18 protein-coding genes and 1 other RNA gene are annotated in these 25,337 nt (G+C 32.5%); 3 read left to right on the forward strand and 16 right to left on the reverse strand.

The features are described 5' to 3' along the window. Positions 1-14 precede the first annotated feature (14 nt). The gene (locus tag QMA06_RS12280) at positions 15-227 is read right to left on the reverse strand and encodes a hypervirulence associated TUDOR domain-containing protein (protein ID WP_290207159.1); all 213 of its coding nucleotides are present in this window, start codon (positions 225-227) and stop codon (positions 15-17) included. Between the two features lie 144 nt (positions 228-371). Between QMA06_RS12280 and QMA06_RS12285 the strand changes: the two genes are divergently transcribed. From QMA06_RS12285 to QMA06_RS12295, 3 genes are all read left to right on the forward strand, one after another. After that, complete coding sequence (locus QMA06_RS12285; RefSeq protein WP_290207160.1) at positions 372-1,142, forward strand: DUF1206 domain-containing protein; 771 nt, start codon at positions 372-374, stop codon at positions 1,140-1,142. Positions 1,143-1,302: 160 nt separating this feature from the next. Then, positions 1,303-1,698, forward strand: a transfer-messenger RNA (tmRNA) gene (ssrA, locus tag QMA06_RS12290). Between the two features lie 259 nt (positions 1,699-1,957). After that, complete coding sequence (locus QMA06_RS12295) at positions 1,958-3,196, forward strand: site-specific integrase (RefSeq protein ID WP_290207162.1); 1,239 nt, start codon at positions 1,958-1,960, stop codon at positions 3,194-3,196. A gap of 467 nt (positions 3,197-3,663) precedes the next feature. Here QMA06_RS12295 and QMA06_RS12300 read toward each other — a convergent pair whose 3' ends face one another. The 15 genes from QMA06_RS12300 to QMA06_RS12370 all read right to left on the reverse strand — a co-directional run bounded on the left by QMA06_RS12300 (position 3,664) and on the right by QMA06_RS12370 (position 25,333). Next, positions 3,664-4,074, reverse strand: a complete 411-nt coding sequence (locus QMA06_RS12300; RefSeq protein WP_290207163.1) for a BfmA/BtgA family mobilization protein — start codon at positions 4,072-4,074, stop codon at positions 3,664-3,666. 1,030 nt (positions 4,075-5,104) lie between these two features. After that, a complete protein-coding gene (locus QMA06_RS12305; protein ID WP_290207164.1) occupies positions 5,105-6,607 on the reverse strand; it encodes a nucleotidyltransferase domain-containing protein in 1,503 nt (500 codons plus the stop codon). A gap of 11 nt (positions 6,608-6,618) precedes the next feature. Beyond that, positions 6,619-7,671 (reverse strand): CBASS cGAMP-activated phospholipase, encoded by a 1,053-nt coding sequence (locus QMA06_RS12310; protein ID WP_290207165.1) that lies wholly within the window; start codon positions 7,669-7,671, stop codon positions 6,619-6,621. After that, positions 7,664-8,095 (reverse strand): hypothetical protein, encoded by a 432-nt coding sequence (locus QMA06_RS12315; RefSeq protein WP_290207166.1) that lies wholly within the window; start codon positions 8,093-8,095, stop codon positions 7,664-7,666. The genes QMA06_RS12310 and QMA06_RS12315 overlap by 8 nt, the downstream gene beginning before the upstream one ends. A gap of 31 nt (positions 8,096-8,126) precedes the next feature. Beyond that, positions 8,127-9,410 (reverse strand): nucleotidyltransferase domain-containing protein, encoded by a 1,284-nt coding sequence (locus tag QMA06_RS12320; protein ID WP_290207167.1) that lies wholly within the window; start codon positions 9,408-9,410, stop codon positions 8,127-8,129. Between the two features lie 3 nt (positions 9,411-9,413). Further along, entirely contained in the window at positions 9,414-9,644 is a 231-nt protein-coding gene (locus QMA06_RS12325; protein WP_290207168.1) for a DUF2188 domain-containing protein, read from the reverse strand. Between the two features lie 345 nt (positions 9,645-9,989). Then, the gene (locus QMA06_RS12330) at positions 9,990-11,753 is read right to left on the reverse strand and encodes a hypothetical protein (RefSeq protein WP_290207169.1); all 1,764 of its coding nucleotides are present in this window, start codon (positions 11,751-11,753) and stop codon (positions 9,990-9,992) included. Positions 11,754-11,840: 87 nt separating this feature from the next. After that, complete coding sequence (locus tag QMA06_RS12335) at positions 11,841-15,326, reverse strand: DEAD/DEAH box helicase family protein (RefSeq protein ID WP_290207170.1); 3,486 nt, start codon at positions 15,324-15,326, stop codon at positions 11,841-11,843. 12 nt (positions 15,327-15,338) lie between these two features. After that, complete coding sequence (locus QMA06_RS12340; RefSeq protein WP_156125363.1) at positions 15,339-15,920, reverse strand: GIY-YIG nuclease family protein; 582 nt, start codon at positions 15,918-15,920, stop codon at positions 15,339-15,341. Beyond that, positions 15,917-17,452, reverse strand: coding sequence for a reverse transcriptase domain-containing protein (locus tag QMA06_RS12345; RefSeq protein WP_290207171.1), 1,536 nt, complete (start codon positions 17,450-17,452; stop codon positions 15,917-15,919). Before QMA06_RS12345 ends, QMA06_RS12340 begins: the two co-directional genes overlap by 4 nt. 440 nt (positions 17,453-17,892) lie before the next feature. Beyond that, entirely contained in the window at positions 17,893-19,146 is a 1,254-nt protein-coding gene (locus tag QMA06_RS12350) for a restriction endonuclease subunit S (protein WP_290207172.1), read from the reverse strand. Further along, positions 19,146-20,666: a type I restriction-modification system subunit M gene (locus QMA06_RS12355; RefSeq protein ID WP_290207173.1), complete on the reverse strand. Its 1,521-nt coding sequence runs from the start codon at positions 20,664-20,666 to the stop codon at positions 19,146-19,148. Before QMA06_RS12355 ends, QMA06_RS12350 begins: the two co-directional genes overlap by 1 nt. A gap of 4 nt (positions 20,667-20,670) precedes the next feature. Further along, positions 20,671-21,828, reverse strand: a complete 1,158-nt coding sequence (locus QMA06_RS12360) for a hypothetical protein (RefSeq protein WP_290207174.1) — start codon at positions 21,826-21,828, stop codon at positions 20,671-20,673. Next, positions 21,821-24,274, reverse strand: coding sequence for an N-6 DNA methylase (locus tag QMA06_RS12365; RefSeq protein ID WP_290207176.1), 2,454 nt, complete (start codon positions 24,272-24,274; stop codon positions 21,821-21,823). The genes QMA06_RS12360 and QMA06_RS12365 overlap by 8 nt, the downstream gene beginning before the upstream one ends. A gap of 60 nt (positions 24,275-24,334) precedes the next feature. Then, complete coding sequence (locus tag QMA06_RS12370) at positions 24,335-25,333, reverse strand: helix-turn-helix transcriptional regulator (protein WP_290207177.1); 999 nt, start codon at positions 25,331-25,333, stop codon at positions 24,335-24,337. Positions 25,334-25,337 lie beyond the last annotated feature (4 nt).

Raw genomic sequence — 25,337 nt, forward strand, 5'->3', positions numbered from 1 at the left:
ACAAATTTTGTAGGTTAATCTATCCGCTCTACTTCACTTTCACTTTTTAAAACGAAATCACCGTCTTCTTGTTGAATATATAACGCCTTATTACCCGCTTTCCCATTTCTAGTGACTTCATTTCCCTTTATATTTTTGATCACCTTCTTTGCATAGGTTTCTTTCACCTTTCCAGTTGCTGTTCCATTACCCCAATTCCATTTTATTAATGTTCCTTCTTTTATCATAAGTATTCGATATATCTAACTAAATTCTTTTGTGACTTTTTAAATTAATACATTTCAAATAAGATAAAAAATGAATTGTTTACGTCAAATATTTTTGATTTTTTTTTGTTAATTATTTCTTTATTAACCAAAAAATCTAAATTCATGAGTTCAAAGAAAGAAACAATATCCCGTTTAGGTATGGGAGCTAAAGGAATCGTTTATCTTCTAATTGGCGTTCTTACGGCATTGGCTGCTTTTGGACAAGGAGGCAGTAAAAGTGGAAAGGATGGTATTCTCAAGTTCTTGGCGGAGCAATCTTATGGCAAGGTATTACTTGTAGCACTAGGTCTCGGCTTATTATGTTATATGCTTTACCGACTTTATCAAGCATTCGCGAATCCTAAAAATCTCGATGACGATACTAAAGGATATTTTAAACGTATAGCTTACGGAGTGAGTGGATTAATTTATGGTTTTTTAGCATATTCAGCCATAAAAATGGCTTTTGGCAGCTCCTCTGGTAATTCTGGTTCGAGTTCAAAATTTCTCAATTCAGAATATGGAAATATTATTGCCTTTGGAATTGCACTTATATTATTAGGTAAGGCTATTTATGAATTTTATGTTGCTTACTCCGGAAAGTTTAAGGAAGATATTGAACATTCGAGTATTGACAGTGACGCCCAAAGTTTAGTGATTAAAGCCGGAAAAATGGGGTTTACCGCGAGAGGAATTGTTGCAGCCATTATGTCTTTTTTATTTGTTAAGGCTGGCATGGGAAGTGCTAATGGAGACATCAACAGAGCTGATGCTTTTAGCTTTTTACAAAATGAATTTGGATCTATTGTTTTAGGTATAGTGGCAATTGGCGTCGCACTTTATGGTGTGTTTATGTTGATAAAATCTAAATATCCTGACACTAATGTGAGGTGAAACCTAAATCTAAATGTTTGAAACAAAATTTGCAATGTAACTATCGTAGAGATATAGAACTATTTAATATCTTTGCAAACTCTATTATAAATTTTAAGATTTTTAAATAGACGAAAAATAATTATCATTTATGAAATTTCCACTCTTGTGGAAAAAACTTGGGGTCGACTGGTTTTGACAGCGAGATTAATTAAATGGTAAGCACGTCGTGTAATGGCATTGAGACACGTAAAAGGCTAGACCAAATTTTAAACGGCGAGAATAACTACGCTTTAGCTGCATAATCTGAATTATAGTAAGATTCGTGCTCATTCCTACTAGGTAGGAAGGCTAAATGTCTCCGAAAAGCCCTAGTCAGTGGCGTTTCTAATTGAGGCATCGTAAAAATTGACTAAGATTGGGTAGCGCTTTGATGCCCTTTCGAGATTAAGAAGCTAAGCTAAAAGTGGGTTGTCTTTAACCAGCTTTTAGTCTAAAACCCAAGAAAAGAATAAACGTGTAGAAAGCCCTTTGGTTACTTGTTTGGACGAGAGTTCGATTCTCTCCGACTCCACTTATTGGACGACAGTCCGCAACAAAAACCCTGTAAATGTATGATTTACAGGGTTTTTCATTTTATTTGACATCATTTAATTGCATCTAATATGGTATAAAAGGTGACCAATACGGTGACCTATTTAATTATTCATAAAGGGGTCACCAGAGCACCTTTAAATTACTGATTTTCAATATTTTGGATCTGTTAAAATTTTTGAAATATCATTTATAATTCCTAATTTTAGGTAACCTCAAAGAGACCTAAAACCATAGAAATTATGAAAACAGATTTTCACACTTATTTTCACCTCCTAAAATCAAAGACAAACCACAGAGGTTTAGCACCTATTTACTTACGCCTTACTGTTGATCTTAAAAGACTCGAATATAGTATTACGAGAAGGCTCGAACCAAAAAGATGGAGTCAAAAATCACAACGTGCACTTGGTAATAACCGTGAAGCAGTTGAAATTAACAATCATATTGATAACCTGAAACATAAACTTCGTAAAATACATCAAAGAATGGTTGACAACGACGAATTAATCACGGTCAATTCAATGATGAACCTTTTAAAAGGTGGTGGTAAAAAGACAAGATTTGTACTTGAAATTTTCAAAGAGCATAATGAGAGAACTGACCTTTTGGCCGGTAAGGATATTTCAGTCAGTACTGCCAAACGGTATTGGACATGTTACGACCACGTGAAACAATATATTGAGGAAGAGTTTAATCTTGAAGATTACAAATTGAAGAATATTGATTACCTGTTTATCACAAAGTTTGAGTTCTTTTTAAAAACAGTAAGGAAATGTAATCATAACTCAGCTTTAAAATATATCAATAACTTCAAAAAGATAATTAGAATTGCTTTAGCAAATCAATGGATGGATAAAGATCCATTTTACAACTACAAGGTAAGATTTGAAGCTGTAGAGCGCGAATATCTGACTGCTGAGGAAATAGATACGTTATATACAAAAGAATTACATTTCGACCGACTGAAAGTCGTAAGAGACATGTTTGTATTTTCTTGTTACACAGGTCTCGCCTATTCGGATGTTGAGAAACTTTCTAAATCAGATATCAGTATCGGAATTGATGGCAAACAATGGATAAATATCAAACGGACCAAAACGAATACCCGAAGCAGTATTCCGTTGTTACCCATTGCGAAAGAAATTTTAGAACGCTACGCTTATGACCCGAAAGTTATAAAAAGTGAGCGATTAATTCCTGTGTTTAGCAATCAGAAATCTAATGCATATTTAAAAGAAATAGCGATGCTATGCGGAATAACAAAACCATTAACTACGCATTTAGCACGACATACTTTTGCAACTACTGTGACTTTAACCAATGGTGTACCTATTGAAACTGTAAGTAAAATGCTTGGTCATAAATCATTAAGAACTACACAACATTATGCAAAAATAGTAGATCGTAAAGTTAGCGATGATATGAAAATTCTTGAAGAAAAACTGAAAACTCAAAGAAAAGCCCGGAAAGAAAAGTAATAATACAATCAATTTTAAATCTAAAATTTATAGTGTTTTTAGCGCTAATTAATTTTGATATCAATTGATTTATCTTGATATAAGATTGGAACATGACCAAAATCGGTACAAGCTCTGATCATGTACTGAACAAGCTCTGGTCATGTAGTGAACAAGTACTGGTCTATAATACAAACATTATTAAACAATAGAAAACATATATAAACTAAGCTACCTAAAAAATAAAAATTATTTCAATTATTTAAAAAACCCTAAATTATTTATCTTGTTTAGAAATGTGATTTAGAATCAAAATTAAGGTGCTTTTCAAAAGCGCTAATCAATTATTCCTACCTTCCGAGAAACTACCTTTACCCTTACCTTAAAAATCGATTTTAAAGGGCTTAAAATTGAAAATTTTACAGTGCCCATATGACTTCATAGCATTTGATGCTAATTGATTTAATTTAGGCTTGCTTTCAATTATTTTAATCTTTACCATCTTTTTTATTGTCATATTCACTTTTTTCTTTGAGTCGCGCCATAAATTCTTTATTCAATCTTTCTTTCTCTAATTGCTCAAAACTTTTCTCAACCATTAATTTCTGCTTTGGCTCAACGTTTTCGAAAAGTGCTTGCAACATCGCCATTGTCGGTTTGGTTTGGTTCTTTTCTATATCCTTTATAATGGCAATAAGTGCATTGATTCTTTTCAGAATATTTTTTTCTAATTTCTGGAAGCTAGGACCACAATCTTGATGTGGTGAAATTCTATTTTCAATAAAAAATGTCATCATTACTTCCAATGCTTCCGAATGTGTGGATGCCACAGTTTTAGAAAATTTCCTAAAATCCTTAACGACTTCTGTCTTTATTCTAATTGATGAAAATGTGTCCATAATTTTAAGTTTGTCGCAAAATTTTGCCTGAATACAAGGATTTCAAGAGGATTTGTCGCAAAAATTATAGTTTTCTCAATTTTAATAAATTACAAACACTTAAATATCAGGCAATTAATTAAATGTAACATCGCGCAGCGTGTTACCCTCTTGCTATACATTTTTTTCGATGCTTCTTCAAAAATCCATACTGCCATTCAATATAAATTTCATCTATAAATAAAACTTCGGTGTTTAAAATTTTAAGACCAGAAAATTAGAATTCTTCAATAATTTCAACTTAAATCATCATTTAGTTAAGATATCAATAATGGCATTTACTTATTATATCTTGAGCGTTTTCCTTTTCTTCAAAGTTATTAAGCAGGATGCTACAATAAGAAAAGTCAAGACATGAATAGCATAGCATTATCCAATCATCATTTACTTCCCATAGCGCCACCGCTGTTACCTTTTCCAACATCATAACCTAAAATTTACATCTATAAGAATGTATAAAAAGAGCGAAGCATGAGCCTGATTATGCCATTTGTTAGGTGTTAATTTTATATCTTTTATTGGAAAAGTAATGGCTTAATGAGAACTATTGAGATGCTATTTTAAAAACATCAATAGAAATTCTATTTGCGCGTTGGCTAAAAATACTGGTTGTGGTAATGTAGCGTATGTCCGATAGGCATGCGCGAAATGGACATAACTAGTATTGCGTGGAACTGGAAGCTCTTACTATTGAGCGAATGTAGTTTTTGCGGAATGAAGGAATTAGTATGTGCTGAAGGTGGGGAAATAATTTATTTGTCACATGCAATGGAAATGCTGCAGTAAGAAGCCTTTTTGTAGATGGATTTAAATCACTTATGACTAAAACTATATAAGCCTGCGACTAAAGACCAACGAAATTAGTCAGAGCATCTCTTTATACTATAATAGGAATTGCATAATTACATTTAATTTTCTGTAGGTGATTTTGTATTAGATATTGAGAATTAAGATAAGATTCAATTTTCACAATATAAAAGTCATTAGTAATTTATTTTAGCCATAATGGTTTCTCATATAACCTCATTATAGGCCATTCAAGAATATTTTCATAAGGAAACTCCCTGAAAGCGTTTCTTATCATTAGTTGATTAGCCTTTCCCAACAATAGATTACAACATAATATAAATGCTGTCGAATCTCCATTTCTATTTAAAACATCCTTAATTTGAGCTTCTGCTTTATCAGATAGAGTAATATTTCTATGCCTAACTATTTGATAAAAATTAACCACAGCTATATCCTTATGGTTTTGATCAGGTGCGGTGTCATAATATGATTGTGCAAAATCCTTCACAGTTTCCCAATCTATTTTTTTTTCAATTCCTAAATGTATTAAATCAAGTAAATGTTCTTCAGTGCCAGAAAAATAACTGGGTGTTTGTATGTTTCTTTGTTGAATATTTTTAATCACAATATTTGAGTATTTTTCTCCAATACCAAAAGTTTTTATTTTCAAATTCAAATCATCGGATAATCTGCTCCTTTTGAATCCTTCTAAATCTCTGTCTAATTGATAAACCCATTCAAAAAAAGCATTAGAAAGATTTTCATCGTTGTTCCATTTATCAGCAAAATTGTCAGGTTCCTCTCCGAATTTCGCAATATCTGCAGGATTAGGAATGAGCCATTTCTTATTTTCATAATCCAATATATTATCAACATCTAAATACCCATACCTGACTAAAAATTTATGTCGCTTTTTTACGTAATGAATAAAATCTTGTATAGTATTAAGTATTTTATTGCTTTGATTTACTTTAGCTGTTATTGTGGTGATTATTATAGAAATTGGCCTATAGTCTTTTTTTGAAAAATAGACATCGCGATGACGCTTCATTATTTGAATAGCACGTTGTAATGAGGTTCTGACTAATTGTTTAGGTACATCATCACTAGTTAAAAACAACTCTCTATTGGATTCAAATATCTCCCTTTTTGCAGATTGCATAAATTCTGTTGAAAAAACATTCATTGATTTAAACCAATAGTAGTAGCCTTTAGGATTACATGTCGACCAAGTATAAATATTATTTTCTTGATTTGTAATATCAATTTTGTATGCTACATCACTATTAGAAGGCAATGCTGGCAAAATATCAATATGAAAACCAGGACGCCCCTCTTCCGAAGCATATTTAATAGTCCAACATCTTCTACCTTCTTCATCGAGCATTCTTTTATAATCGTTATTTTCTTTTAATCTATTGCCAATATCGTTTTTTAAAACTTTTGAATATTTTGGCGGATTAACTTTGGTAAGTTCACATACTTGATCAATATCAAATTCTCCATCTTTATCATCCTTATATGGGCGCACTACGGTGCCAAGCCTAAATGAACCTTGTAAATATACATCTGGATTATACCCAGATTCATAAGTTCCGCCTATTAACCAATCTTTCGAACTATTAAACCGTTCTTGAGCTTTTTTAAAATCAGAAGGTGATATATCTAAATATTGTGAGATTTGATGTAAAATTTGATCTTCCATAAAGTTAGTTTTTAATAAAAATGGGTTTTTAATATGTGACTACCCTTCTCATGAAACTCTGCCATAGCTAATTCTGCAAAATTCTTTATCCTTTTAGGTCGTTTTTCATCCATATCAATATAATCATCTTCACATAGAATTATGTTAGTTCGATCATATACAAAATTAGGATTATCTCTTTCTGTCTTGTCAATACCCTGGTATAAGAGACTAATATAATTTTCTACTAACTGTGACTGGCTTTGCATAAATAAATCAATTAATCTTTTTCTACCGTTTTTTACCATCCAATAATAAAGACCCCATTTTTTTCTTTCTGAATCTCCTTCAGTGAATTTTTTGTAACCAGTACCTATAGATAAAACCTCCAAATCTTCTAAATCTTTCCCAAATGCTTTCAATGCTTCAATCACTCCAATTAAAGTAGGATTATTCGCCATTATACCACCATCCACTTTATTGTTAAATGGTCTGTTCATACCATCTAAATCTAAATATTCAGAAGAGTATGGGTCAAAATATGTAGGAGCCGCTGATGTTGCCATTGCAGCCTTATAGGCAGGAATATGCAAATCCCTTTTAAAATTTGGATGGTAAGGGGATTTAAGAACACTTGGATTTCCCTTTATCAAATCATATATTGGAATGGCAACGTGTGTCAAACAGTCATTTAGTCTCGGGTCATCGTCACCTTGAAAATATTCTTTAAATTTATTTCTGACCAAATCTTCTAATACTTCTCTCTTATGGGTAGCCCAGAAAATTTGCTTAAAGAAAGAAGAGAATTTACCTAGTTTAGAGTACTTTGTCCTTCTAAATATATTACCAGCATTTTCTATATAAAGATCATATATTTCCTGTGCAGGTATTCCAAGAGATAGAGCCAATGCAATAATTCCTCCTGTTGATGTGCCTGTTATTAAATGAAAATGGTCTTTAATTTTAGTTTTTCCATCATTTCTTTTAGCCAACTCTTGCTCTATCAATGACAGATAGTATGCAGGAAAGACTCCTTTAATTCCTCCACCATCAATGGATAGTATTTTAAATTTTTCGTTATTCATCTCTTAAAACTTTATCTAATTTTTCATTTGGATACTCATCATGTCCACCACCATACCATTGCCCTTCTGGCAACCAAAGCTCGTAATAATACAACCATTCACTCGCCCAAGGAATGATTGTGTTTACTATTCTCATATTTGGCTTCCATTCCCGTTTTGATGGTGAATACAAGCATAATTTTTGTTTATCCGAATCATATACATGTGGAAGTTTTTTTCTATTTGGCGCTAGTTTTAGAATTTTATCTATCACGTATATCTCGGTATATAAATTTTTTCTGTAAATAATTTTTAATTTATATGTGTCACTTAAAGGGGTAGGCTGCAATTTTATGAAAATTTCAAAACTATTCCAGCTCTTTTTTAAGACCGTTGTATTTGGAAAAGCCTGCTTGATGATCTGCAATTGCAGATAAGCAGGCATTCCAAAAATTTTGTTCTTTCTTTTAAAGAATTTACTCGCCATTATTCCCTTCAAAATTGTGTTCTGGCACATTCGAGCCTACAGCCCCCAGAAACCCCGTCTTGTTAGCCATTTTTCTTGTTCCTTCATGTCTCTCAATAGTACTTATTTTAGCATAGTTAGCAAAAGTTTTGTTGGTTACCGTTTTTCCATACATATCAGTCATGGACTCATTCAAAAACTGTAAACCAATTCCCTGGCTATTTCGAAGAGTTTTTAAGTCTTCTTCAAGTTTATCTAACCATAAATAAAAATAGTCCTCTTTTTGTTTCACATAGCTCCACTTATCTGCAAAATTTTCACCGACATAATCTGCATTTGGCATATTAACTGGGTTTGCGACCCACTTTTCCAATTTACCGGTTTCTGGATTTTCTCTTTCTTCAATCAGACCTCTCATTTTCCTAACAATATTCGTGTACGCATCAATGATGTTTTCACTTTTGTCATATGCTCTACTAGCCAAGGTTGTTATGATGATTGAAATAGGTTTATTCTCACTATCATATTTGTCTGACGAAAACATAATATCTCTGTGCCTTTTCAATAGCTGAACTACCCTTTGCAACGGTAACTTTTCAGATTCAAAAATCCTGATCGGATCTACCGACTCATTTAAACTAAACATTCGTTTGGTGCTTAACAAAGCCTTTTCAAAGAACCATTTTGCATACCCGAAAGGATTGCTTTTTAACCAATTTTCTACATCTTTATCTGTGTCATAACCATCTTTTTCCCTGTCAGTGATTCGCATAGCCAAATTGTCTGTATCCAAATCACTGCCTGTACTGAAAGTCTTTTCTAAAAGTATGGTCAGTCCATCATTTGCAAAAGATGGTAAAATATCCATATGATAACCAGCTGCATCAGCATACTTCAATGTCCAGCATCTTCTTCCACCCTCTTCATAATAGTCTCTATCATCATACTCCTTTAACATGTAGTCATACGTGCCATGTTCTTTAAGTCTGTCTCCAATAGCCTGTTTTAAATGCCTCTGACTCCACGAATCTGGTTTTTTGTTTAATCTACATACTAGGTCAACATCAATGTCGTCATCCTCACAAATTGGTTTAATCAATGTTCCCAACATAAAAGATCCTTGAGGTACAATTTTAGGACTAAATTCTTTAAGGGAAGAAGTGTCATCGGCTAACCAACTACCGACCGTTTCGTAACTTTTTACCACCTCTTCATACTGTGTTCTAGAAATATCAAGTTCTTTACCTAATTCTTCTAAAATCTTGCTAATTTCGTTTTTGTATAGATTTTCCATAATTTATCCTTTACTTTTTCTAGGGTCCATTGATTTAGGATATGTTCTCTCTTCTTGAAAACCACCATTATTATTGTGAATTTTGAGGCTACCTCCACCTTGATTTTGAATAAATTCTTTTGCTGCCTTTATAGCCTCTGGCTTGTTAGCGTCAATCACTTTAGAGGCTCGCTGCGCATTCTCTTTCTTAAGTTTGTACACACCATCATCGTGTACTAAATGAAAATTTTTCATTTGTATTCTGAATTAATTAAATGGTCAACGTTTACAGACGATAGACCTAAACCGCGAAAGGAAATCGGTATATTTTGCAGATAAATTATAAGACACTATATTAGCGCCACAAAATATAGGGTAGTATCCTTTACATTATACTACTCACTTTCAATCTAAAAAGTCCTTCCGGTCGAATGTTGGGACTTTTTTTATGCTTATAAATTTGGCAACCATTGTTCCAAACTGTTAAGACTTTCTTAAATTGACAAGCTGTCATTACGGATCTCTTATTCTCATCACTTTTTAGTTAAACTACATTTTTATATCGATGAACGCATTTATAAACTACTGACACGACTGACATTAGGCTGCATCATTATTTCCGTACATAGAATTATTTTGCACATTCGTTTCTTGGTGACGCCATTCTTGCTTACATGATTTAAGAATTTTAATACCAGTAAATCCTAAAGTATTGCGCTCATCATCTATAGGATAATTGCTGATTAGAATACCATAATTATAGGGATGCTTTTTAAAAAATATATTCCCAAAATCATCATTCAGATTACAGTTCCAATTGCGATAGACGCGGTTACTAGCTTGATTGTAACCAGAAGCAATACGTACAGTAACACCTTTTTGCTTGAAACGTGTCCCTTTTGTAGAAACATTGTAAAAAGTTGACTCAAAATAATCTAGTAAACGGTGATATGCATCATCATCAATAAATGATAAACTTTCTCTTCCTGATTCACTCAATAGCTCATTGTAACTAAGGGCTTCAATATGCTCAATAGGTGTAAATGCTCCTTCAGACTGAGTTTTTACAAACTTTGTGTGCGTGCTCAACCCTCTAACATTACTATTGAATAAATCGTTACGCCAGTCTTCGTCTGCAAAAATCTCCCAATCTTGTTCAAACTGTGCATAATGTTCTAATAGACTTCTGCTGGCCATCAGTTTAAAATCACGATTTTTATGATAACCACAAAAACGACCTGTAATACCTTGCGCACCGTTTGCTAGCTGTCTATCTCTTGGCTCAATACCGAAACGTACTTTTTCTTTAATTATACCTAAATCTTTACCAGCTGTAAGTGCTTGAACAATTATAAGTACTACGCGTTGTCCTCTTTTTAGAATCAAATCAGAAATCTCCTTAATACCTTCATTAATACTAAAATCACATGCAACATCAGAACCGATTACGATAGTGGTGCATTGCTTTTTATACTGGTCTTTGAGTAATCTTCTTAGCTCAATCGCTCTAGTAGTATTGGATTCTCTAATGATTCCTAATCCATTCTCAAAAGAGTTTAAATGGTTCACATATTCTTCGGTCTTTGGATGCACTGTATAGTGTACTTCTCCATCTACCTCTTGCGCTTGTACTGGTCTAAACCCTTCTGGAATGTCTTCAATAATATCATCAGCTAACATTTCAGAAATACCATAATATTCTGGTGGACGAACACCAACTATTACATCTACATCTGTTGCCCCTGTAAATTGTGCATCCAAAATATCATAAGGTGTAGCACTTACTGCAAGTAATTTGATATCTGGCATTCGGTAACGAAGTTCTGCAAAAAAGGCTAACTCAAATGAAGATTCTACACCAGAACCATATTGGTCCTCGTCACGAACAATTAGCTGCACATCAAATTCGTTTACGACTTTATGAGGATTTGGATGATTAAAGAAATCACTCATTTTCATTACTTTTAATACCGAAGGTTTCATATCTCCTGTTACACAATCGTAATATTCACGTTGTAATACACGACAATTCTGATTGTATAAATCTGTATCACGCATACTCGTTACAAATAAGATGGATTCGTATTCTTTAATTAAACCTATTGCAGGTAATACATAATTGCATAAAAAATATACAGTTCCAGACTTACCACTTTGCATAGATGCTACAAATGCCATATTCTGATTGCCTTCTTTTAAAGACAAACCAATACGAAGTGCATTAATAATTTGATTAGGGAAGATTCCGGTTCTTCTCGAATTGTTTAAGGTGTCCACGATATTCTCTTCTAGAGATTGTGGTGCGTCTAATTGCTGAAGAAGCGTTTCTATCTCAGCGTCCCAAAAGTTTTGATATGCAGTCATACGAACAGTATTTAAGATTAATACTGCAATACTACGATCTAACTATGCGAAGTAATTGCATAGTTTATTAAAGTAATCTGTGATAAGTTAATTGGCTTGATTAAAGTTTTCTACTATTTTGAAAATCATATCTGCTTGTTGTTCCGTAAATACGCCATCTATACCCATGCTATGATAATTCTTAAATGGTGCGTCATATAGTTTACTAGGTTCAATCTTACCATTAGTAGTTAGGAATTTTTTAATAGTATCAAGAAACTGTATTTGTACAGCGTTTAATTGATAATCATTGGTGAATTTTGCAAAAGCAGCATCTACTTTCTCCGGACTTAAGCCCATTAATGATATAATGAATTTCACTAAACTAAACTGTGATCCTAATTCTTTCTCAATAGCTTCTTTATCTATACCACCTTTGAATAGTATGTCCTCTAATACTTGAAGTTCTTTTTTAGTTATTGTTTCACCTTTTCTAATTCTGGCTACAGTAATATGATTTTCATTCTCACGAATTAATTGTTCTAGACGATGTATGTTGTTTTGAAAGGGTGATGTATATTCAGGTGTTTCTGTGTCTGAAAATCTATTTGTTTTTATTTTATCTTCAATGATATAGTCTGCGAAATCTGTTGTTACATAACGTTGATCCTCTGGATCAATATATTTAACCAACTCACGAACCCCTTTTCTTAGTTTCTCAAGATGTACAATACCTTCTACTTTCCAAAAATCCTCTTCTAGAGGTAATTTGATTAATGCTTCTTTGGACTTTACTGCTGGAATAGTTGTTTTCTTTAATAGCTTTTTTGATGTCCCGACTACTTTTGTAATAGGTATCATAAAGCTATTGATATATTCTTCACTATTTGGTGTTTCGAGTCTTTTAGTTATTAGCGTGAAAAGTAATTTATCATAATATCTCGCTAAGTCTGTATCTCCTTTTTGTGGTTTAACTAAAGGTGCTAATTCATCTTCTATATGCTTTACATCACGTTTGGATAAATGGTTCCAGATCTCACGATTATCGTTACCAAATTCGTGCACAATTTCTAGTTTCATTTTTACATCAAAACGCTCTAAATCTAGTGTTGTAATATCTTTATGCAAACCATCTAACAACTCCGTTCTAAAACTTTGTAGTGCATCATCGTCTATAAACTGATTGCTTTTTAAATATTCAGCAAGACGTAATCGCAAACCAAATAAAATCTCTGTCAAACTCTTTTGTGAGCTTGTTTCAATACCCTCTGGATTTTCATTAAAAAATTCAAAATTGCCACATAAATCAAAAATCAAGAAATGCGTTTTGTCTTGACCTGCTCCAAACAAATCTGGACGTAATCTAGAACCACGACCAATCATTTGCCAAAATTTAGAATAGGATTTTACTGGCTTATAAAATACTAGATTAACACAACTAGGTGCATCAATCCCTGTATCCATCATATCTACTGAAATCGCTATTTGAGGTAAACGTTCCTTTTCTTCGTCACAAAAACGATTTATAAACTCTTTGGCTTTAGGCTCGTTATGGGTTATTACTTTTACATAATCATTACCAAATTGTTCTTTATCGAGCTCCATAAAGGTATCTTTAAGAAACTGTGCGTGCTTTTGGTTTTTAGCAAAAATTATGGTCTTACCTAATTCGTCACCACCTCGTTTTTTAATACCGTGTTCTAGTACATATCGTAAGGTTTCTATAGCAGTAGGCTTATTAAATAACCAAGAATTTAATTCTGAAGAGGAAATCCACTCGTTACCTGTTGCTTCTTCACCATCTAATATTTCTTCTTCAAATTCTTCCTTTTCTTCATCAGACAACTCATCGTATTTAATCCCTTCACGAAGAAATTTAGTAGGGATTTCAATAGTGTGATATGGTGATAAATGTTTATTATCTACTGCTTCTTGAAAGGTATATGCATCAGTAGGTGATTTATCTGCTAAACCAAATATGTGATAGGTGTTTTTATCTATACTATTTTTTGGTGTTGCCGTCAACCCTAAGAATAAGGCATCGAAATACTCAAATATGGCTTGGTATTTTTTATAGATAGAACGGTGTGCCTCATCAATTATAATTAAGTCGAAATGTCCAACGCCATAAAAACGCGCTTCTTCATCACGACTTCGATCTATTAAACCCATCATTGTTTGATAGGTAGAAAACGCAAAGCGTGCGTCTGGATTGTCTTTTTCTTCTAATAGATTAACACTAGTATGCTCTGGCAAATGTTTTACAAAGTTTCGTTTTGCCTGATCTACTAAACTGGTTCTGTCTGCTAAAAATAGAATACGCTTTGCCCAATTACATTCTAGCATTAATTTTGAAAATGCAATAGATGTTCTTGTTTTACCTGTTCCTGTAGCTAATACTAATAGTGCACCACGATTAGTTCCTATTAATTTACCATCGCTTTTATCATTACCTGCAAAATGTTCTGCAATACTTTTTATGGCACGCATTTGATACGAACGTCCTGAAATCTCTGTATCTATAGGTGTAGTGCGAATATCCATGCGATGTGTACGACGAAACATTGCAGTCTGTAGTTCTGCTTTTGTGTAAAAACCGTGAACTCGACGTGATTGTTTATAAAACTGATCGTCCCACAAGAAAATTTCATAACCATTACTGTAATACATTACTGGTCGACGACCATGCATTTTTTCTAAACTATCAGCATACAGTTGTGCTTGATTTTCACCTTTACTCGCACTTTCCAAGGTTCGTTTTGCTTCTACTAGCGCTAATGGTAAACCATCGTCATCCCATAGTACATAATCTACATATCCTGTCTCAGATATGTTTGTAGATTTGGGCATATACTCAACCTTATATTCTTTATCGTTTATTCCCTTTAAATCCCAACCTGCCTCACGAAGTGCAACATCTATAAGATATTTACGCGTCTCCGCTTCGTTACGTGGATGGTTAACTTCATCTTCAATATTAGCTTCAACTTTATTCGCTTCTATTTGTGCTTGTAATGCTTCTATTTGCTTTTTAAATAGCTCATTTTCATCAGCTAGTTGCTGTCTTTCGGCTTCTTTGGTTTTTAGTTGCTCTTGATACGTGTCTAGTTCTTTATCAAGTTGCTCTTGAAGTTGTTTTATTTGTTTACGTGAAAGTGTACTGCCACCTTCTTTAGGAATATAATCAAAGTCGAAAATTCCTATTTCACTTACTGGCTCTTTTGCATATGATTTGATAAACCACTTGCCAAAATAGAAGAGTGCCTCTATAGCCTTGTGTGAATCTATATCATTTACGGGTTTGTTGTGTGCTGCTAAGTTTCCTGCATTCTTAATAATGAATAATTCATTATATAATTTATGATTGAATTGTTCTTTAAATTCGGGCTGTACTAATAAGTTATGTAAGGTTGTGTTATATTGTTGTTCAAGGTCTTCGTCATTCGCATACATCCAATTTATAGCTTCTTCTAACGCCATACGACTATACACTAGTGATGTACGAGGGTCTGTAATAACCAACTGTTCTGCCTTAACTGCTCTATCGTGAAAGGTGGCAAACTCGTTTTTAAGAAACTGGAAATTTGAATTCATACTTCTAATATACTAATGTGTTCGGAAAGTATTCCATTTTGTTTTTAAAATACCTGCTAATACTACTTCATAAAAATACAATTCATAGTCATTTAATACTGGATATAGTGCCACCTTAAAATTTCTCAAAAGCTCCTTTTTAGGCTCTAGAATACTATTACTAGAACTTGCTCTAGTAAGTTCTTTATTTTCGTTTTTTGCCATTAAATAAGCAAGGGTTGACTCATTATGCAATTTACCAAAACCGTGCTGTCTCAGTCTTCTATATACAGTTCTACTAATACCAACATATACTGGTGTTACTTTACCATCTATCTCCTCTCCAAAAACATACAAGCCTTTAAATTCATTCAAAGATTTTGACTTTCCTGATTTTATATTTGCAACATATCCCATGGCATTATATACTTTTTTGTCGCGTACTACAGAATACTCCGGTTGAACACCACAAGTTTTATGTAACTCATAATACAAATCATTAATGCCTGGACAATTATTGAAGTTTAACTTTTCAATACTATCACTTGCAATTAGCATTGCTTTATCTAACAAAGAATTTAAGTTACTAGGATATGTTTCTTTCCGGTAATTCATTTTTCCATTTTGGCTCTTTCCACTTTTTTGATTGTTTTACCCATCAACTCATTAAATCTTTCCCAGCTTTTTCTTGATTGCTTTTTAATATTATCACCTCCATTAAACGCCTGGAAAGACACATTAGCCTTTTCTACATAACTTAGGTAGTTTCCCCAATCGTAGCGTGTTGTTTTGGTCTTACCATTATAAATCTGTCTTCTTTTAGCACCTTTGTAAGTAAAACGCTTGAATAATGAACTTTTATGAATTTTATCGTCTGTAGTATCTGCATTTATAGTTAAAGAGGTTGCTCTTTTAAAAGCTCGTTTCATAGAACGATTAAATTTTGAATAGCCAGCAGTTTTTATCAAAGCACGCTGACCATCATACTCAAACCCTAAATATTCTAGTGTTTTATTTTTTTCTTCACCCGTATTTTCATCAACTTCAATTCCCTTAAACTGTCCTGCTGCTTGATGAAAATGATATACCTTTGTTTTATCAGCTTGTATTTCTAATTTTGCTTTATCCTCGACTAAAGATCGTATTCGCCTAATAGCTTCCTCTTCATGTTCTCTTGGCACGACAATGATTAAATCATCACTATAACGCTGATAAAATCCTTTTACGCTATCGCTATCTATAAAATCTTGAACTTCTTGATCAAAATCTAACATATAAATATTAGCCAATGTTGCACTAAGTGCTGTTCCTTGGGGTATCCCTTTTGTTTCAGTAGTTTTTGAAATTAAATGCAAACTGTTTTTTAAAAACTCAGGTTTCTCACAGTATGCTATAGCGTTGTTATCTTTTAAAAACTTCTTATGTTTAATTGGTTTTTGTTTAACTCTCGTTTTATTAGGATTGTTTTCCGTTTTTGTTTTTACCCAAATGCGGTCTTTATAATTTCTAAACAGCAAATTCTCGTTTACATATCTCATATCGATTAAAGATTTGTAAACTCTAAAATGATCTTTAGGAAGTGTTGTTGAGCCATCCCAAACTTCTGCCCATTTTTGTTTCAGAATTTTGTGATCTAAGCTGTCAAAGAATTTAGTAACATCAGCGACAATAACAGTTAGCTCTTTGTCCTGATTATCTTTTATAAATTGAAAGGTTTCCAAAGCAAAATCTATATTGCATTTGTTTTTGTTCTTCTTTCCTTCAATTTCAAGCTTTCGATAGGCTACAATAGACTTATCGAAACTTTTAGTTTTAAGTAACTCTTTATATTTTTCGGAAAGTAGGTAACTGTAATAGGAATAAATTTGAGCATCAAAATGACTTGCGAAAAATATTTCTCTTGCTTTTGGTCTTATTGCTTTTACTCTTGTACGTTTTTTACTTTTATTTAGAAAGCCATCTGTGTTTGCTCTAAATTTTCTTTGGAAGATAGTGCGGTGTAAAAAAGGAAGAAAACTGTGTTTTTCAATTTTGGTGTCATCCATAATATAGCCTTCCAATTTAGCGATGTCTTTACGCTCTAATGGAAAACCTATATGCGGATACTTTTTAAATTTTATCCAAGGATGTTCTTCTTTTTTCTTCATTATAAAAATAAGGGTCGAGATTCACTAGTAGCAGGCTTATGATTGAACATGCTCTGTCGGCACTTACCGCGCAATGGGCAGTTACCGCTACACTTTTCAGGTATAATAATTGCTTATATTGTGATAGAGGTCATTAACATAACATATCAACCCATGAACAACATTAAACTAAACAACTTAACAAGCGCAATGCTCGCTGTTTTATCAATTGTAGCAGAAATAAATCCACTTTCTCTTGACATTGGTATTTAGTACTCACTTGACGTATATCTCAAGCGATAATAATCGTGCGAAACGTTCTTCTCGGCCACTCGACCCTAGTTTTGTTAAATTTATATTCTTTTTTTATATTTTATTATAATTATTGTTTTTATTATTAAGATTGCCATACTTCGACTACGCTCAGCACAGGCTCCCTTACGTCTTCTCAATGACACCAACTACACCAACTCCCCTTTAAACGCTTTTTGCAACAAGCAATTAAATAAATCTTCGCTTTCTTGTAGTTCTTGTTTCACTAACTCTTTCTGTTTTTCGATTAAATATATTTTTTCTGCAAATTGATTTTGAAGATTAATAGGTGGTGTAATGAATGGAAACTTTTTAAAGCTTGCCATTGGTGGGAAATTTGGAATTCCTGCTCCTCTATTAGCTCCAAAGTATTTATCTCTAAAATTCTGTTGTCTAAAATGAAAGACGAAGAAGTCTTTTCTTATTTTTTTCTCATCTAATTTTACTTTTAATAAGGCTTGATTGATAATGCCTTTCTTGGCATCTTTAGGTATAATTGCAAGCTTACCCAAATACACACCTGAACAACTAATAATTATATCTCCTGGTTTAACTTCAAATCCTTTCAGTCTTTTAAAATTTTTGTCATCAATATAATATCTCTCAAAATTGAAATCATTATTTAACGCATGGTATTGCTCATAGACTAAATAACCTTGTTCTACAAATATTTCTTTTTTCAAAGCGCCACCAAAAGGACCTCTTTTTATAGAACCTTTTTCATTGACTACCAATTGTTCTATTGTATTCGTTTTCCAATTTTTTGGATTATTCACAACATCCCCAAACATATCCAAAAAGATAGATTGTGCTAACAAATCGTATTCTTTTAGTAGTTGTGCGGTTTTATCGCGTAAGGCTGCTGCATCGTCTAGGATACTGGCAATGTGTTGTTGGGTTTTTAGGGGTGGAAATAAAAAATCTATTTTTTTAATATGACTTGGACCAAAATTTAATTGAGCAGAACCTGTTATTAATTTTTGTAACTGAGATGTAAAATGAACGGTTTGTAAATAGTATTTAAAATAATTTAAATCTACATCGTCTTCAAGAGGTCTAAAACGCATAGTACTTGTATTCAAGCATAATGGTAGATGCTCCTTTTTTGCAAAAGCAATTTTATTATGAAAATTATCAACAACAATACCAGAACATGCAATTAATAAATCGCCTTCGTCTACTAAAAAATGGGCATATTTCCCTGTAGCTTCTTCAACAGACAAATGTTTATCTGTTGCTGCCAAATCTACTTTACCATTGTTTATATTACCTACATTTAAAAGCTTAATTCCTTTATCTGTAAACTGCCATTTTCTAACACCTGGTCCTTCTTGAAAGAATAGTTTTTTAGCAATTTTTACTTTTTTCCAACCTTTAGGAATATGATTAAAATCTACTTTCATTAAAATGCCTGTTTTAAATTAGACATCAAGTCTTTTCTAGAGTTCTCTAATTCGTTTATCCTGTCAATTATTACTTTAGGTGCATCATATTCCACTTCTTCATACACAATTTCTTTATAGCGGTTAATAGACAAATCCCAATCGTTTTCTTTGATTTCTTCAAATGGTACTAAAAAGGATTGTTCTGTTCTTGCTCTTTTATCTTGGTTACGTTTTGGGTAACGTGCTAAAATATCTGGTAGGTTAAATTTATCATGTAATTCTTTTGCATCATCTGTAACCACGCCATCAAAAGAAAAAGCTTCAAATACTTCTGGTTCTACTAGTAAATTACGTTTATCATCTAAACTTTTACCATCGGCTAGCATATCGTAAAACCAAACATTGTCTGTACCACCATTATCGGTTTTTGTAAAAACTATAATAGCTGTACTAACTCCAGAATACGGTTTAAACACACCACTAGGTAAGGATATTACAGCTTCTAGCTTATGGTTTTTTACAATTTCACTTCTAATACTTTTAAAGGCTTTTCCTGCTCCAAACAATACACCATCTGGTACTATTACTGCTGCACGACCTCCTTTTTTAAGTTGGCGCAGCATTAAAGCTAAAAATAGTAATTCGGTTTTTGTAGTATCGGTTACATTACGCAAGCCTGGTGCAATACTTTCTTTATCTATAGTTCCTTTAAATGGTGGGTTTGCTAATACTAGTGTATAGGCGTCACTTACAGTATTGTCTTTACTTACTGCATCTACATCTACAATATTAGGTTCTTCAACACCGTGTAAAAATAGATTCATAGAAGCAATGCGTAGCATGGTGGCATCAAATTCGGTACCGTTAAACATGTACTTGTTTATGTGGTCTTTATGTTTGTCTAGTTCTGTAACACTATAGTGCTTGTCTATATATTCTTTGGCAGCTACTAGAAAACCAGCTGTACCTACTGATGGATCGCAAATGGTGTCTTCTAGAGTTGGCTGCATCATTTCGGTCATTAACTTAATAATGTGACGTGGTGTTCTAAACTGGCCAGATGTACCACCACCTTCTAGTTTGGATAAAAGGTATTCGTAAATATCTCCTTTTATGTCTTGTTTGGACATATCAACTCGCTCTAGTTTTTCAATAACTAGGTCTAAAGTTGCAGCTTTGTTTATTCCAAAAGAGGCATCTTTCATATAGGTGCTAAACAAACTTTTTTCGCTTCCTAGGCTGCGAATGAATGGAAAAATACCATCTACAGAATTATTAAAAATGTTGTGACGCGCTTGAACGTCCATTTCTTTTAAATTCTTCCATCTGAAATCTTGCTGGTCTTTACCAAAAATGGGACTAAAGTCTTTTTTTAGTCGTTTTGCCATACGCTCGTTACGCGTTTCGGTCTCATCTAAATCTTTTATGAAGATTAGGTATGTTAACTGTTCAACGATGGTTATGGTGTTGGATATTCCGCCTGTCCAGAAGGTATTCCAGATTTGGTCTATTTGTGATTTTAATTCTCCTGTGATCATATTTTTATGAAACTATAATGTTTTTAATAAATGTTTTTGCTCCGTCTGGACTTGGTTCTGTTGTTATTTCTATACTTTGATTTAGTGCTAAATTATTAGAAGTAACCATTGCAGGTGGAATACTAATCTCTATTGTACTACCAGCTTGTTTAAAAGTACCCCATCCATTATCTGCTATTCTAAATACTTCGCCTTTAATAGAAGTTGAAACTGCTGTTACTTGTATGTTATCCCATTTGGCTAAATTTATTGCTTTATCCTTGTTATTATCTATAAATGGCTTAATCCAATCTAAAGTATCAAGAAGCAGTAAAATAGTACTTTGATATAGAAATGTATTAGTATTAGATGCCATGTATGCATCTACACCTAAATTACTACCTTGATTATGAGATCCATCTTGAGTAACATTTAATATTTTAAATATATTAAACGCAATGACTGGATGTAAGATTTCTTGTTTATGGATATAATCCCTATGTCTTCCTGATAAGAATATTCCGGAACCATTAATCCAACCTTTGTCTTGAATAATGTCATCTGGAATACATCCAATCTCATTTAGCTTAGTAAATATAGCTTCTACAATTTTTCTTATTCCTGTTAGAGAATCTTGAGCAATTTTAATTTGACTTGGATTTTCAATATCCAAAACCAAATTGTGTAACCTATCGAAATGTTTTTTTCCTAAGTATGTATCAGTACACATTTCAAAAGGATTAAAATACTTATGCTTTAGCTTCGTTAACTCTCTGTTCTGACATGCATCGACAAGCATTTTAAACAGTTCATCTTCATCTTTATCAACCCCTTTATTAAATACGTGAGGAAAGGCATTGTTGAATTCTGGTGACGCATAAGTTTTAGCTTGTCCAGTTAATACAAAATAAGCTAAAGTGTTATCTAAATCTCTAATTCGGTCTTTAGTTTTGTGAACCCATTTAGTGTCTTCAGTTCCTGGTACATCCGTTTCATTTTCAAAAAACTTAGCATCTAATAAAACAGCATCATACTTTGAAAGATTAGCTTCAAGTTCGCCACAGCCACCGTTCATTGATTTATATGTCCACAATTTTATATCAAAATCTGTTGCTGTTTTATGCACCGCATCTAATGATTCGTGTTGGTCGTCTATCCAAAGTACATTATATTTCTTACTCATTTATCATAGGTATTATTGGAAAACTAAACCTAAACACTACAGGAAATATATCCTCATTATTTAGTATTAGTTCCCAATCTGGATTTTTAAAATATTTAGCAATTCTGTTAATGTCATAGCCTCCTAAGCCAGAACCGTTATCCACGCTGGTAGTAGAAAATTTTGCTGTAAATTTATCTTTATTAAAATTATTTGGGAATGGTATTCCATTATTTCTAATCTCAAATTCTAAAACATCCTCGGTCGCTTTTAATTCAATAACCAATTGATTAGTACTATTGTTTGAATTAAATGCATATTTATCAGCATTAGATAAAATATTATTAATCAACACCTTAAACAAGGTGATGTTTGCTTTAATAGCTTTACCGGAAATCTCAGTTTTTGGTGGTTCTTCATATTGAGGCTTATAATTTCCTCTAGCTTTCCTAGTGCTTCTTAGCGCTTTATTAATTTCCTGTATAGAAATAGGTTTGAGCTCATAATTTTCTAATACTAAGCCATTTTCTCCTTTTTCAAGAATGATTGAAATATGATTAACATCGTCTTTTATTTGAATTAAATCATCCACTAAGTTTGTATCGTAACGCTTATTGTATAAATCTTTTACTTCATTAAAAGCTTCGGAATTATTATTTTCAAAAAAGCGAATTAGACTTTTTGCATTGGATAAAATGTTTTGTCTAGGTGTGCCCAATGAGTGTTTTAATGAAGCAAACTCATCAAAAGTAGCAACTTGATTTCCATGAGCTAAAGCATTTCTTTCTTTTTGAAGTAATTTGAATTTTTCAGATAATTCTAATATACCCTTGACTTTAGCGCGTTGCTCTTCTATAGTTGGTACATCAATTTTTATTTCAAAAAAGTCAGCTCTATTTAATGATGTGATTGCGCCTGGATTTTGAAATGCAGCTAGTTGTTTCAAAACTTTAGTAGATCTTAATTCACTTATTAAATAATGTGGGTCAACTTCAAAATTATTCGAATATATGTTAAGAGCCAGTAAGTCTATTCCAATATAGATTGGCTCACCTTTAAATTCAAATAAAGTAGGTTTTAGAGATTTCCATCTCGTGGAAACAAGAATACAATCAAAATCTATCTTACTGGAATGGGAAGGAAGTTCTCTTTCCTTTATTTCATTTAACTCTAATTGATAAGAAACATCATTATCTTTAAGATTACTAGTACGAACAAATTTACCGGTTGTTATCATTTCTTTACCAACTCGTTGTCCTCTAATATTCTTTACTATTTCGAAAAGTGGAATACCATCAAAATCTTCTACAAAATATCTTTTAATATTTAAGTTGTAATGATTTTCTCTTATCTGATCAATATTTACTTCAGTAATTGCCTTAGAACGACTAAACTTATATAAGTGATTAAGTAATCTGTCCACTTCAAGACGTTTCTCGCTTTTATTTTCATTCTTTACAAAAGAAGAAGCATCTATCATTTTAATATTTCGATTAGAATTTCTCTTTCGTGTTAAAATCATTATACATACAGGAATTCCAGTATGTTTTAAAATTCCACCAGGTAATGAAACAATAGTTTCTATTAATCCTTCTTCAACTAAATATTCTCTAAATTTTTGCTCTTCACCACCTCTAAAAAGTAATCCTTGAGAAATCACACAAGCGACTTTACCATCAAAATTTATAGATTCTAAACCTTTATTTATTACATAGGTTTCAGCATTCATTCTTCTCCTACCAAATTGATGTGCTATATGAGAATCAATTTTGTAATTAAATGGTGGATTAGATATTACTAAATCAAAATCGTTGAATTCTGGCCAATTCTTTATCGAATCTTCAACTCTATAATCTATATTAATACTGTTGGATTTTTCTAATCGAAGTAGTCTCAACTTTCCTAAAGCCCAGGTAGAATTAATTATTTCTTGGCCATAATAACTTTCTGCATTATTAAGATGCGTTGCGAATGAAGCTAATCCAGCAAATGGATTAAAGACTTTAGCTCTATTTGGAATATCAACTAATTCCATAACTAAGTTACTAACCTCGTTAGGAAGTAGAAATTCCCCAGAATATTTACCTTGATTACTTGCTAGCTTAAACAGTAGGTTGTCGAAAACTGCGTTGAATATAAATTCTGGGATATCTTTATTTATTATAACAAGACCCTCAATTATATCTTTTAAAGTCCATTCTGGCAGACTGTTTATTACTGGCCTATATATGTTTAAGAGTTCAGAGTATCTATAGTCATCTTCTAAGACATAGAATAAACCCTCATAATTAACCTCTCTTTCTATAATTTCTCTTTCGATTATGCCATCATAATAAGCAGACAAAAGAAAAAGGTATATATGATGTTGCTCAACTGGTAAAACTCCACGTAGAATACTTATTGATTTCCAAAGTTGATTGGTAATCATTTTCACATCTTCATGTTCTTTGTAATTGTCTTCTCTCATAAACTTCTTTAAATTCAATAATGCAAATCAATAACTAAACTATGCAGAGTAACCGCACAGTTATTCTTTGTAAAACTGTTGCATTGTATTTGAATGTTCTCTCATTTGTATTTTTAATTGCTCTGGCTCTAGCACCTCTAATTCTTGACCATAGGACAATAACTGTTGTACTAATTCTTTATTTATTATTGTCTCAAACCAAACTTGATCCTGTTTATCTTCTTCAAAAAACTCTTCGTAATCTGGTTGAAATGGTTTTGTTTTAAAATAATTTTCCCTTCCATTATGGAAACGCACAACTACTCTCTCTACATTTTCGTTTATTCTAGTTACACCAACCATTGTTCTGAAAAATATTTCCCAATCTTTGTCTGAATCTGAATAATTGACGTCCTCAAGTGTTTCAAAACTAATAAGTCTTTCATCTAATGGAATACTGTGTTGCCACCTTTCAACTGTTTTATTATATCCAAAGACAAACCATCGTCTATTGTATTGTTTTAAAATATGTGGGTGAAATTCAAAAACTGATGATTCCTTATCTTTAAAGCCTTTATAAACTATCTGCAAAGCTTGCTTTTTCTTAATAGCTAGATATAATGGTTTTAGGTGTTTTATACCTTTGTATTCTTCATTATGATCGTAAAACAAGATTTTTTTAGCATCGTTTTCTTGTTCCTCTTCATCTTGAAACTTAATTAAGGCTTCTGCCAGTTTGTTATACTTTGGATGATTCTCAAATCTTGATAACAGTTGTTGTGCAGCATCAATTAAGTATTGTTCATATTTCTGTAAAGGTCGCTGTGCAATAGAGAAATTAGTTTCTGAGTACTTATAAGTTCTCATTCCTTCTTTAAGTGGTGCGCCAAATCCGTCTTTCTTATCTCTGAAAACTTTGATGTCTTCCCTTAATGTTCTTTCTGAAATTCTTTCTCCAGGAAATAACTCCTCAATTCCTTCATTTACTACGTTTAATAATTCTTCAAAACTATAAGACTTATTACGAAAGCAATGGTCTAGAATATTATATCTCAAATGTGCGTGTGTGCTATTTGCCATTTTT

Origin of the sequence: Winogradskyella bathintestinalis, assembly GCF_030407435.1 — a bacterium.
Classification (GTDB): Bacteria; Bacteroidota; Bacteroidia; order Flavobacteriales; family Flavobacteriaceae; genus Winogradskyella; species Winogradskyella bathintestinalis.